The 12,097-nt window shown below is 70.5% G+C and carries 12 protein-coding genes; 5 read left to right on the forward strand and 7 right to left on the reverse strand.

The genetic code is table 11. From position 1 onward, the window contains the following. Positions 1–989 precede the first annotated feature (989 nt). Positions 990–1,373 carry a PadR family transcriptional regulator gene (locus V6U77_RS08920; protein ID WP_334605765.1) on the forward strand — a complete coding sequence of 128 codons (384 nt, stop codon included), beginning with the start codon at positions 990–992 and terminating at the stop codon, positions 1,371–1,373. A 29-nt stretch (positions 1,374–1,402) separates the two neighbouring features. Further along, a complete protein-coding gene (locus V6U77_RS08925; RefSeq protein ID WP_334605766.1) occupies positions 1,403–2,266 on the forward strand; it encodes a hypothetical protein in 864 nt (287 codons plus the stop codon). 256 nt (positions 2,267–2,522) lie between these two features. On the opposite strand, the gene V6U77_RS08930 is transcribed toward V6U77_RS08925, so the two are convergent. Together V6U77_RS08930 and V6U77_RS08935 are read right to left on the reverse strand one after the other, a co-directional pair. Next, positions 2,523–3,857 carry a reverse transcriptase family protein gene (locus V6U77_RS08930; RefSeq protein ID WP_334605767.1) on the reverse strand — a complete coding sequence of 445 codons (1,335 nt, stop codon included), beginning with the start codon at positions 3,855–3,857 and terminating at the stop codon, positions 2,523–2,525. A gap of 278 nt (positions 3,858–4,135) precedes the next feature. Next, a complete protein-coding gene (locus V6U77_RS08935; protein ID WP_334605768.1) occupies positions 4,136–4,810 on the reverse strand; it encodes a hypothetical protein in 675 nt (224 codons plus the stop codon). Positions 4,811–4,895: 85 nt separating this feature from the next. Between V6U77_RS08935 and V6U77_RS08940 the strand changes: the two genes are divergently transcribed. From V6U77_RS08940 to V6U77_RS08950, 3 genes are all read left to right on the forward strand, one after another. Further along, a complete protein-coding gene (locus V6U77_RS08940) occupies positions 4,896–5,429 on the forward strand; it encodes a SigE family RNA polymerase sigma factor (RefSeq protein WP_334605769.1) in 534 nt (177 codons plus the stop codon). Continuing rightward, positions 5,356–6,510: a hypothetical protein gene (locus V6U77_RS08945; RefSeq protein ID WP_334605770.1), complete on the forward strand. Its 1,155-nt coding sequence runs from the start codon at positions 5,356–5,358 to the stop codon at positions 6,508–6,510. Before V6U77_RS08940 ends, V6U77_RS08945 begins: the two co-directional genes overlap by 74 nt. Before the next feature lie 375 nt (positions 6,511–6,885). Then, positions 6,886–7,176: a hypothetical protein gene (locus V6U77_RS08950; protein ID WP_334605771.1), complete on the forward strand. Its 291-nt coding sequence runs from the start codon at positions 6,886–6,888 to the stop codon at positions 7,174–7,176. 277 nt (positions 7,177–7,453) lie between these two features. On the opposite strand, the gene V6U77_RS08955 is transcribed toward V6U77_RS08950, so the two are convergent. From V6U77_RS08955 to V6U77_RS08975, 5 genes are read right to left on the reverse strand one after another with little or no spacing between them, the layout of a single operon-like run. Continuing rightward, a complete protein-coding gene (locus V6U77_RS08955) occupies positions 7,454–7,654 on the reverse strand; it encodes an MbtH family protein (protein ID WP_334605847.1) in 201 nt (66 codons plus the stop codon). Position 7,655: 1 nt separating this feature from the next. Then, on the reverse strand, positions 7,656–9,032 hold the full coding sequence (locus V6U77_RS08960) for a cytochrome P450 (RefSeq protein ID WP_334605772.1): 1,377 nt from the start codon (positions 9,030–9,032) through the stop codon (positions 7,656–7,658). Positions 9,033–9,055: 23 nt separating this feature from the next. Next, complete coding sequence (locus V6U77_RS08965; RefSeq protein ID WP_334605773.1) at positions 9,056–9,964, reverse strand: esterase/lipase family protein; 909 nt, start codon at positions 9,962–9,964, stop codon at positions 9,056–9,058. Further along, on the reverse strand, positions 9,961–11,157 hold the full coding sequence (locus V6U77_RS08970) for an FAD-dependent oxidoreductase (RefSeq protein ID WP_334605774.1): 1,197 nt from the start codon (positions 11,155–11,157) through the stop codon (positions 9,961–9,963). The genes V6U77_RS08965 and V6U77_RS08970 overlap by 4 nt, the downstream gene beginning before the upstream one ends. Beyond that, a complete protein-coding gene (locus V6U77_RS08975) occupies positions 11,154–12,095 on the reverse strand; it encodes an SDR family oxidoreductase (RefSeq protein WP_334605775.1) in 942 nt (313 codons plus the stop codon). Before V6U77_RS08975 ends, V6U77_RS08970 begins: the two co-directional genes overlap by 4 nt. Positions 12,096–12,097 lie beyond the last annotated feature (2 nt).

Consider the following 12,097-nt stretch of genomic DNA (forward strand, 5'->3'; position numbering starts at 1 on the left):
GGATACCTCATACCGCCGATCTACCCGACACCACAACCGTCACACCAGCAACGCCATCCACATCAGACGAACCTGGCCTTTCAAGATCTGTACTCGTCGCCGGCGAGCGCGACCTGACCGACAAGGACCTGACCGGCGCTCCCGACTTAAGAATTGGGCCGACGGCCTGCGCGAACTCCCGCCGGGCATGCCGCCTACCTTTGAATCCTAAGTCTCACGGACGCTCGGTGAGCGCTGCCGTCCTCGGTCGACACGCGCTCGCGGCGACGACCAGCGAGGGTCCTTGGCGGCAGACGACGACGGTGCCCGCCAGGCGCGACGACGTCGATGGTCACCAGCCGTGATGGTGCTCCGGTGGTGCTCGGATGTTCGGGACTTGGCCAGCACGCTCGGAACAGGAACAGCACAGCACGTCCTGCAAGGGCCCGACAGCCGCCTGCGGGATGTCGCACCTGCTCGCGGCACCGCCCTGACCAGCAGACACTCAGCCGCCTGTTTCGGCACGCATAAGCACACAGCAGCACGCGCGAAGCTGCCCTTACGCAGCGTAGAGATCATCTAACGGGTTCGGACTACGGATCAGAAGGTTAGGGGTTCGAGTCCCTTCGGGCGCACTTCACGATCAAGGCTGTGACCAGCGGAAACGCCGGTCACAGCCTTGATTGCTTCTGCGCCTTGGGACGGACCTTCCCAATTTTAAGTCTGGTGCCCCGATGGTGCTCCGTTGTCGCTGTGCGTCAGCGGCGCCAGCGTCTCTTGCGTGTAGCCGGCGGCCCTGCGTGGCTCGGTGAGCCTCTACCTGCTCGCGGGTGTTTCAGGTGCTACTGATGCTGATCCGGTGCGGGAACTTGTCCCGCGAGTACCCGGTCGTCGAGCCCTCGCCCGGCCGGACGTCCGGAGTGCGCCGTCTATTGGGGACGTTCAGGTGAGTCGGCCAGGGCAGACGGTCATCTTGGCTAGATACTCATGTTGCTTGTATATTCGGCGCCATGCGATCGACTTCGCGTCCCGCGCTGCGGGAACCGTCGTACTTCGTCCTTGCTGCCCTGCTCGGTGGCCCTCTCCACGGGTATGCCGTGATCAAGCGGGTGACCGAGCTGTCCGACGAGCGGGTGACACTCGCTGCCGGCTCGCTGTACTCGGTGATCGATCGGCTGCTCGGCGAGGGACTCATCACCGCCGACGGTGAAGAGATCGTCAACGGGCGTGCCCGCCGCTACTACCGGCTCACCGACGAGGGCTACCGCGTACTCGCCGAGGAAGCCGACCGGCTCGCCCGGGCCGCCCGGGTGGTCATGGATCGCCTGCCACACCGCAGCTTCCCGCAGGGAAGCGCCCATCAACCTTCTATCGCGAGGATCAGACCAGCATGAGTTCTGATGTTCTGGAGAAGCGTTACCGCATGCTGCTGCGGGCCTATCCGGCCGGTTATCGCCGCGAACGTGCCGACGAACTGATCGACACGTTGATCGGCGAGGAACCGACCACCCGCCGCTGGCCCAGCGTCCGGGAGGCGGCCTCGCTGATCCGGGGCGCCCTGCAGGTGCACGGTGGCAGCACCGCGGCCCGTCCCACCGCCGTGCTGATCTGGCAGGGCATCCACCTGGGTGCCATGGCGGTGCTGGCGCTGGGTGCGCTCATGGGCCTGGACGACCTCGTCGAGGCGTTCCAGTTCGGCGGATTCCTGGACCCCCTGGCCGTCCTGCGGGACCACGGCGTCTACGCGGTCATGATGATCGCGGCGCTGGTGGCGCTCGTCGCGGGCCATACCCGCACCGCTGCCGTCCTGGTGGTAGCTGCGGTGGTGGTGCCGACCGCAATCTCCCCGTACCTGTTCCTCAACGGCCTGCCGCAGTGGTGGGCACCGGTTGTCGCCGCGCCTTTGATCATGGTGGGCCTGCGGCGTCCGTCGGACGTGCCGCCGGCGCCCCGGGCCAACGCCGTTCTGGTCACCGCCGGCATACTCGCCCTGCATCTGATCCCTGCGGAAGGCTTCCGCCGCGTCGACATGAGCTCGCAGATCGTTGCCGCCACCATGGTGATCGCCGGGGCAGCTGCCTTCCTGTGGGTGGCGACGGCCGACCAGCGACTGCTGATTGCCGTCGCTCCCACCCTCCTGCTGGGCACGCTCTACCAACTGGGCAACGCCGGGTCGACGGTGGAACTGCTGCACCGGCCCGACGCCCTGCCGTCCCTGGTCGTCGCGGTCCTCATGGTAGTCGGCGCGGTCGTCTCAACCCGGGTGCGGCAGCGTACCCGCGCCTGACCAACCGACGGGCGGTCCGGCCCACGGCCGGACCGCAGCAGGGCCAGGCCGATGGTCACCCGGGCCCACCGGAGCGGGGCGAAGGAGTGCACGACGGCGGCAGGCTGCCACGCCATCCAGACGACGATGCCGGTGGCCGCGAACGCTCCGAAGGTCGGTACGGCCCAGGACGCCTGCCCAGCGATGTGTTCGGCTGCCGTCCAGATGCCAGCGAGCGCGGTCGCGGTGGTGAACGAGAGGACGGCGCCGAATCGCCTCAGGTGGCTGCCGCCGAGCACCCGCCCGCCTTCTCAACGTCGCTGCGGGCGAGTGCTTTGGTCAGCAGCGTGGCGAGTTTGGCGGCGCGGGCGGGGTGGCGCTGGCCGATCCAGGTGACGCGTCCGGCGAGGTGTTCGGCGAAGGCGGGGTGGCCGGTCCGGTTCTGCGCGTCGATGCCGGTGCGGGTGGCGTTGTGGAGGACGGCGCGGAGCTGGTCGTACTCCTCGCGGGGTGTGGCGGGGTGTTGGTTGACGACGAGTCCGGCGAGGAGTTGCCGATCGGCGCTCCCACGGACGCGGGTCTTGTCCGGGTGGATGCGGAAGCCCTCGTCGCGGGCGATGTCGGTGACGGCGGCGATCAGGTTGCGGGCCCGGCGGGTGGGGAGGTCGCCAGAGAAGGCGAGGTCGTCGGCGTACCGGGTGTAGGTGATCTCGTAGGCGTCGGCGAGGCCGGTGAGGCGGCGGTCGAGCCGGTAGGCGCAAAGGTTGGCCAGCGCGGGGGAGGTGGGTGCCCCCTGGGGGAGGTGGCTGGTGCGCAGCGCCGCGAGCCGCGTCGCCCGGTGCGGCAGGTCGGTGGGTGCCTGGCGGAGTACCGGGTGCGGGGTGCGGGTGGTGCACAGGCCGGTGAGGGTGTGGGCGACGGGTTCGGGGTAGCCGGCGGTGCGGAACAGTCCGTAGGCGCGTGTGCCGGGGACATGGGCAAAGAAGGCGAGCAGGTCGATTCGGACGACGACCGGCTGTGCGGTGTGGGGAGCGGCGAAGGTGTATGCGGAGCGGCCGGGTACGAAGCCGTGGGCGGCGGGGTGGACCGGGATGGGGCCGAGGACCTCGGCGAGAAGCCGGCGTTGCAGGGCACGGAGCCGGGACTTGGGCGCCTCGATCAGCCGGCCGCGGTAGTGGTGCAGGCGCTGGTCGGTGGCGCAGCGGTTCATGGCGCGTCGGTCGGCGTACCAGTCGAGGTGCTCGACGCTCAGACCGAGCATCGAGGCCAGGGCGCCGACATCGTCGACGACCGGGGTGTGCCAGGGGCGGCGGACGGTGCGGGTCGGCGTCACGGGCCGGCTCCGGATGACGATCGGCCGGTCGTGCTGGCGGGCGGCGACGACTGCTGCGTGTAGCGGGTCGAGGGTGGTCAGGAAGTCGGCCAGTTCGCGTGGCCGGTCGGTAGGTGGGTGGGGGTAGGCGACCAGAACGGCGTCGGTGACCGGCCACAGCCATCGGCGTCGGACGCCGAGGACGAGGCCGCCGCGGTCGACGAGATCGGTGCGGCGCCAGTTTTCGCTGGCGAGGAACGCGTCGGCGAGTGCGGTGGCGAGGGCGTGGACGGTGGTCACGGGCGGGCCGGTATGGATGGCGGCGTGTCCCGACGATGCCCGGTCGTGCGGGTGCACAGGCTCGCGGAGCGTGCCGACGCACCTGTGGTGTGGTGCCGAGGTGAGTGTCGCGTCCCCGGGGTTGCCCCGGAGAGACCGTGACCGGACCCCGCGTGGGGGAGCGGCCTGGCCAGCTCGAGACACGCTGCCATTCGGGCAGCGTAACGAACCGAGACCTTCCTCGGCGTCGCCCCCCGTACGTGGCGCGATGAGAGAACCATTTCGCAGAGTGATGCTCCCTAACCCTGCGTGACAGGCGTGGGCGATGAGGAGCTGTCGCGGCCACCGGTGGAACCCGGTCCGTCCACGCGCAGCCTGCGGGCAACCGCACGCGAATGCCAGCCGGGGGTACGCCGCAACGCGACACCGACCTCGTCAATCACCTCTGCCGGTACTGGCGTCCAGGCTGTCGGATCAACGAGGTTGCGGAGAAGGTCGCGTGTGCTCTGCTGGAGTTCCCGACCAAGCTCGTGACGTTCGGTGCGGATCCGGTGTCGGCGACTTGCCGTCGCGAGCAGCAGGCACGCGGCAGTGCCCACCCCGATCAAGAGGCTCGGAGCCAGCCGTCCGGCCGGGACGCCCGTCGCCATCCGGTAGATGCAGAACACCACCAGCGACACCGGCGGCACGAGGGCCAGGGAAGTGACGACGACCAGCCACCGGCGTTCCCGGCCGAGTGCGGCCCGCCAACCGCCGTCGTCGAAGGTGGCAAGCCGACAACCAATGCGGTTCACCCGCACCAATTTGATACGCATCGCCTCGCGGGAACGCAGGTCGGGTTGGATGGGTTCGGCCAGCGTGGCCTTGGCCCGAGCCACCACTGTCCGATAGCGGACCTTCGGTGTCAGCCGGTTGTAGCTGCCAGCGGCGTATCGCGAGAGGTACCAGCCTGCCAGCCCCACTCCGACCAGCACCCAGAAAAGGGGCAGATCTGATCTGCTCGTGCGTTAACCTCACCGTCCCTCCAGCGCGTTCATGTGGTGGGAGGTGCATATGCACATGCGACGGCCCCGGGAACTGACACCGCCGGACGGCTTCGCCGAGTTCGTGGCGGCGCGCTCGGATGCGCTGCTGCGTTCGGCCTGGCTGCTCACCGGTGACGCCGGGCGGGCCGAGGACCTGTTACAGACGGTCCTGGCAGACCTCTGGGGTCGTTGGGCCACGATCAAGACGGTCGGGCATCCCGAGGCGTACGCGCGCAAGGCGTTGTTCACCACGTATGTGTCCTGGTGGCGGCGGCGCTGGCGCAGCGAGATTTCAAGCCAGCCACCGGACAAGTCCGAACACGGCGACATAGCCGCGGAGTCCGCCAACCGGGACGCGGTACGCCGCGCTTTGGCCAGGCTCAGCCGCCAGCAGCGGGCGATCGTGGTGCTCCGCTACATCGAGGACCTGACGGTCCAGCGGACAGCGGAAGTGCTCGGCTGCTCGCACAACACGGTCAAGGTGCAGGCCTTCCGTGCCCTACGGATTCTGCGTACCGATCCGCACCTTGAGATGCCTGCCACCTGGAGGTCACGAAATGAGGCATGAAGATGAGGACATCAAGCGCCTGCTGACCGAGGCTGTTCCCCGGCTGACGCCGCCGATGGATCGGGTTGGCGCGGTGGCGGCGCGGGTCCGCCGGCGCCGGCAGCGCCTGATCGGAAGCAGCGCGCTCGCCGTGGCCATGGTTGTTGCGCTCGGCGTCGGAGGGGTGCAGATGAGCACCGGCAACCACGCCCCTCCACTCCGAACGGCGGGCGGCTCCGGCGGAGAAGGGCGCTGGACGTCGTGCGCCGAGGCGGCACCGGGGATGGCCAGGCTCGGCTTCATGACCCCGGAGGATGATGCGGCCGCCCTGCCCCGCCTGGACGGTGACTTCGCCCCAACCGGGGTTGTCATCTGCGAACGAGAGCCGCAGCGACGCGCTGACGGGGGCGAGGACCTGGTGCTGACGGAACGTCGTGGCGATGACGTTGCCGCCCTCGTCATCGCGCTCCGCCTGCCGGACGAGTCGAGCACAGCCCGGAGCTGCACCTTGGAGATGCCGATGCTGCCATGGCTGGCGGTCGTCGACGCCGACGGCCGGTGGATGCGGCCCAGGATTCCGGTCGGTGCGTGCGGAAAACTGCGGCCCGAGGTACGTGAGGCCCTCGCCGCACTGGAGTTGACCACCGTGGCGACCCGGCCGGTTGCCGAGATCGAGTCCGCCGAAGCCGCTGCGGCCGGTTGCAGCCAGAGCTGGAAGGACGTCGTGTCGGTGGAGACGACGAGGAAGCCCGGCCCCCGCACCGGTGCCCTGCCGGAGCCGTTCCCCGCCCGGCAGCAGGTCCGGCTGTGCGTCTATGAGGTGTCGAAGAGCGAGACCGGCAACTTCGTGCACGGGACGGTGCTGGAGGCGGACCGCCGGACGGCGATCGAGAAGGTCCTCAAGGCTGCCGGACCGGCCGAGCCCTGCAGCGCACACGCCAGCCGCTTTGCGTTGCTGCGGTCGGTGACGGGCGGTGACCCGCAGACGTACGTCGAACTCGACGGCTGCCGCCGGATCATGGTGGTCACCTATCCCGGCGCCGGCGGCCCGGTCATCGCGCAGGGCGACGACGCACTGGCCAAGCTGATCGACAAGCCGTGACCTGTCGGCGAGGCCGCCTTCGGCGGCCTCGCCGCGGTGGTCTGGCCTCGGCCGGGTGCGAGCCGGGCGCCGAGTCGACGTGCTCGGACGGCATCGCCTTCAGCGGGCAGGGTGGCGATCTGTGCTGCGGGGCGCTGCTGAGCCAACCGCGGCGACAGCAACTGGAGTCCGGACGAGTCGCTTTCGTGTCATTTGGAGCAGAGCCACCACAAATCGTTGATCCGACAGACATAGGCCCGGGCGGCCGGCCTGACCGCCGAACAGGCGAGCGCCCTGCAGGGGAAGGTCGACACCTATCTGGCCAAGCTCGGCGCGGAGGCTGCCCAGGCGGACTTCAACACGATCGCGCTCAGGGGCGCCGACCTGCACGTCGCCGTGCCCGGCGAGGCGCACCCGTTCGGCCTCGCGGCCGTGCCCTGCCCCTCCCTGTACTTCTGCGCGTACAGCACCCAGTGGCAGACCGGCGATGCGATCTTCATGACCATCTGCGGCAGGTACAACGCCATCCCGTGGGTCACCACGGGCTCGTGGGTGAACAACCAGACCACGGGCACCCGTCCCCTCCTGACGTTCACCATCGGGTCCACGTGGACCATGCCGGCCGCGCCCTCCAGCCAGGCGACAGGCGTCGACTGGCTCCCGGTGCGGAACATCAAGCCCTGCTGATCCAGGCAGCGCCGGCTCCGGGATCACCCGCGCCCGCCGGTTCTCGTGAGTGGGTCCGGGTCGCGAGCCTGCTGACAGAACCGCGCTGACCTGCACCGTGGGATGTCGTCAGGTGGTGAGGCAGCACCAACCGGTCGGTCTGTCGAAACGCAGAAGGCCCCGCCGAAGCGAGGCCTTCTGCGTTTCGACACTGGTGTCGACGCCGCGCCGGAGCCGCCGCGGGCAGGTCGGCGCACGACGTGGTTGGACTCGACCGACGTACGGTAGCTCGGCGCGGTCAGTCGCGGGCGCCGAGCGGGCGCATGTCGGTCCAGGACCGCTGGATGTACGCCAGGCACGCCGCCCGGGAGTCGTCGCCGTGGACCACCCGCCAGCCCGTCGGCACGGGGATCGCGCTGGGCCACAGCGAGTGCTGCTGCTCGTCGTTGACCAGCACCTGGAAGACACCCTCGGGATCTTCGAACGGGCTCACGGCCAGTTCACCCCCGGATCCGGCGGTCGATCCGTACCCGCACCCCGCGCCGGGGCACCGGGACGATGTTGCGCATCGTCATCTGCTCGTCGGCCATCCGGTCCGGGCTCAGCTCGACGTGGAGTAGCACGGTACGCAGGATGTTCTCCAGCTCGGCCTGCGCGAAGATCGCGCCCAGGCAACGGTGCGCGCCGCCGCCCCACGGCAGGAACGCCCGGGTCGGCGGGTCAGGTTCCAGCCAGCGTTCGGGCCGGAAGGCCGCCGCGTCCGCCCCCCAGTAGCGGGGGTCGCTGTGGATGGCGCCGATCGACGCCCAGACGAACGTCCCCGCCGGCACCCGGTAACCGCCCAGTTCCACCGGCTCGGTGGTCCGGCGGCCCACGTTGTAGCAGGTCGGGCGCAACCGCAGCGTCTCGTTGACCACCGCGGTGCGGTACTCGTCCTTCTCCTCCGACAGCCCGGCCCTCACCCTGGCCAGGGCGGCCGGGTGGCGCAGCAGCCGCTCGAACATCCACGCCGCGGACACCGCGGTGGTCTCGTGCCCGCCGGCCAGCATGGTGACCAGCTCGACCCGGACCAGCTCGTCGTCGGGATCGCCGTCGAGCAGCATGGACAGCACGTCCCGGCGCTGCCGCCGCCCCGGGTCGCGGCGGTGCCGGTCGATCTCCTCACAGAGCAGGTCGTCGGCGTGGTCCAGCCCCTGCACGGCCCGCCGCCACGGGCCGAACCCGGCCAGCTTCGGCCAGATCCACATGAGCATGTCCAGCGTCCCGATGTCCACCACCCGGCGCAGCGCGACGACGAACTGGTCGGCCCGTTGTGGGTCCTCGACTCCGAGGACCACCCGGGTGATCACCCGGAGGGTGAGTTCGCGCATCCGGTCCAGCAGCGAGAAGGTGCGGCCCACCGGCCACTTCGCGACCTCGTCGGCCGTCGTCTCCCTCATCTGCGAGATCACCCCGGCGACCCGCTCGCTGTGGAAGGGCGGCATCATCCGCCGCCGCTCGGCGCGGTGCTCTGCCCCGTCGAGGGCCAGCACGTTCCGCCGGCCGATCACCCCGTCGAACAGCGAGTTGTTCTCCCCGATGGGAAAGACGGCGGGGGCGCCGAGGGCGACCTTGCGGACGTCCTCCAGCCCGCAGACGATGACGACCTTGCCCACCGGCGTGATCCGCAACAGGAAGGTGTCCCCGTACCGGCGCTGCATGCGGGGGAAGTAGGTGTTGCGACCACCCCAGACGCGCAGGGACTGCACCGCGCTGGCGGTGCCCGGTCCCGGCGGCAGGGACTCGCCGGGCCCCGGTACCGGGTGGTGGATGTCCGGTCGCCAACCGTGCAGCCGTTGGCGGGCGTACGTCCGGGTGGAGGTGCTGCCGTCGTCCATGGTGGTGCTCCGCTCCTTCGAGTTCACTTCCAGCCCGGGAAATAGGGGTCGACGCGGAATCGTGGGACGGGCTTGGCGTTGTCGGGGTCGAGCGCGTTGAGCACGTGCAGCCAGGCGCGCTCGTTGTAGATGATGCCGGCGTGTTCGCACAGGTCCTCGGGGCAGCCGTCCTGCAGGAGGATGTTGGTGACGTTGTCGCCGTGGAGGAACGCCTTGTGGTACGGCGTGACGATCTGGTCGTGCTCCGTCATGATCACCGTGTACTGCGGCCCGGGGCGGGTGTCCCCCTTGCCGTAGATGAGCTCGATCATCTCCGAGTCCGGCGCGCCCTGGTCGCAGAGCGGGAAGAGCTTGCGGGCCATCAGGTGGTACGACAACGGGAACGCGTTGCGCATCACGTAGGTCATGGTGCTGAACGAGACGCCGTGGTTGGACGGCGCGATCGAGACGGCCTTCTCGACGTTGGGGTAGCCCTCCAGGACATTGAGGTAGTACTGCATCAGCAGCCCGCCGCCGCCGGAATGCCCGACCAGGTCGATCTTGGGAACGCCGGTGAGCTTCTTGATCCGCTCCACCTCGGCGGCCAGTTGCTGGCCGCTGTGCCGCAGGTCGGCGTTGCCGTGGAACGGCACGCTGAACGGCCCCGACCACTGCGGCTTGCCCCAGTTGAAGGTGAACACGCAGTATCCGTGGTTGCGCAGGAAGGGCGCGCCCGCCTGGAAGTTGAACGACTGGTTGGACATGAACGCGTGCAGCAGCAGCACCGGCCGGGGGTGCTCGGGGGTGGGCCGGAAGGTCGGGTCGTTGGCGCCCGGCGGCGGCTTGTCCGGCGTCCACCAGGCCCGGACGCCCGTCCGCATGTCCCAGACCACCGGCAGCGGGCCGCTCTTGCGGGCCGACCCCTCGGACGTCGTGGCTGCCGTTTCGGTCATGACACTCCTCCTGTTCCGTGCTGCGTTCGGGTGACGGGCGCCGGCGTGGCCGGCAGTTCGTAGCGCATGGGAGCCAGGTTCTGGCGGCGGACGACGGACATCGGCAGCCAGCGCAGGGCGAGGTCGCGCAGCCCCACCGCGACCGGGTGCTCGATCTGCTCCATCCGGCTCAGCCGGCGGGACGCCGAGACCAGCCATCGGGTGCGCTCGCGGCGGCTCCGCTCGTAGCGGCGGAGACTCGTCACGATGTCGTCGCCGACGGTGAGATGGTGGGCCAGCGCGTGACCGTCCTCGATCGCCGAGCCGGCACCCTGACTCAGGCTGGTCAGCATCGGGTGGGCCGCGTCCCCGACGAGGGTCGTCGGTCCGTCGCCCCACGATTCGAGGAAGGGGCGATCCTGGGCGGGCACGCTGACGATGTCGGCCTGGGGGGTGAGCGAGACGGCCTGGCGCACCTCGTCCGCCCAGCCCGCGAAGCAGCGCAGGATCTCTTCCTTGCTCCCCTGGCGCAGCCGCACGTCGTCCGGGCGGACGTTCCTCGTGCCCCACCAGTACGCGTGACCACCCCCGACGTCGATCAGGCCGAACCGCTGCCCCCGGCCCCAGTAGTGCCGCGCGCCGCCCGGCCGTAGCCGGGGGTGGTCGAACGGCACGGTGGCGATCCAGCAGACGTAACCGTGCTCGGTGAGCTGCTGCGGGCCGGCGATCCGGGCGCGGACCACCGACCGGATCCCGTCCGCGCCGACCAGCACGTCGCCGGTCGCGCTCCGGCCGTCCGCGCAGGTGACCGACACGCCGCCGTCGACGTGGTCGTAGCGCGTCACCGCCGCGCCGTGGTGGATCGGCGTGCCGGCCAGCGAGTCGCGCAGCAGCGTCACCAGGTCGTTGCGGCGCACGTTCACCACCGGCGACCCCAGCTCCTCGGCGATGGACCGCAACGGCAGTTCCCGCAACGGCCTGCCGGTGGGGGTGCACAGGTCGAACCGTTCGCACACCCGGCCGACCCCGGCCGCCACCAGGTCGACGTCCAGGGCACGGAGCACCTTGGTGGCGTTGCTGGCGATGCCCAGCCCGCCACCGGAGGTACGGGCCTTCGGGTCGGCGTCGAACACCTCCACCTCGACGCCCCGGCGGCGGAGGGCGATCGCGGTGGTCAGGCCGGCCACACCGGCGCCGACGACCAGGACCTTCATCGCACGGACTCGCGCCGCCGGCCGTCCGCGGCCGGGCCGGTGCCGTCGCCGTCGGGTCCGGTCGTCGGGAACTGGCGGCCGATCACCGCGTCGAGCATCCGGTCGGGCAGCAGCCGCGCCGCCACCGAGGCGGCCCACGAGTCCGGTCCGACGCGGTAGCGCGTCCGCGGGCGTCGGACGGTCATCGCGTGGCCGATGGCCCGGGCCACGGCCTCCGGTCGGGTACGGCTCTGCCGGGCCCGCTGCGCGTTCAGCGCGAGGAAGCGGTCGAACCGTTCCCGGTACCACTCGGTGACCTCGTCGGGGGCCTCGTCCACCACCCGGTGCGCGGTCGAGGCCACCTTGGACCAGATCGGCGTCATGATGGCGCCCGGTTCGACCACCGAGACGCTGACCCCGAGCGGGGCGAGTTCCCGGCGCAACGCGTCGGACAATCCCTCCTTGGCGAACTGGGAGGCGGCATAGGCGCCGAGGAAGGGGGCGGCGACCCGACCGATGCCCGAGCTGACGTTGACGATCCGCCCGACCGGGCCGGTCGGGGCGGCGGCCGGCCGGGCGCGCAGCATCGGCAGGAACTCCTGCGTCACCGCCACCGCGCCGACCAGGTTCACCTCCAGCTCGGCCCGCAACTCCTCGACCGGCAGGCACTCCAGGGGCGCCGACACGCAGATCCCGGCGTTGTTAACCAGGCCGTGCAGGCTGGCGTCGCCGGTCCACTCGCGTACCTGGCGGCCCGCCTCCCTGATGGACTCGGCGCAGGTGACGTCGAGGATCAGCGGTCGGATCTCCGGTGTGGCGCTGGTCAGCCGCGCGGCGCTCTCCGTCGACCGCACCCCGGCGTACACGGTGAAGCCGGTGGCGGCCAGGTTCCGCGCGGTCGTCTCGCCCAGCCCGGACGAGGCGCCCGTGACGAGGACCGCACCCAGATCGTTTCCCATGT

Origin of the sequence: Micromonospora sp. CPCC 205546, from assembly GCF_036902715.1 — a bacterium.
Classification (GTDB): domain Bacteria; phylum Actinomycetota; class Actinomycetes; order Mycobacteriales; family Micromonosporaceae; genus Micromonospora.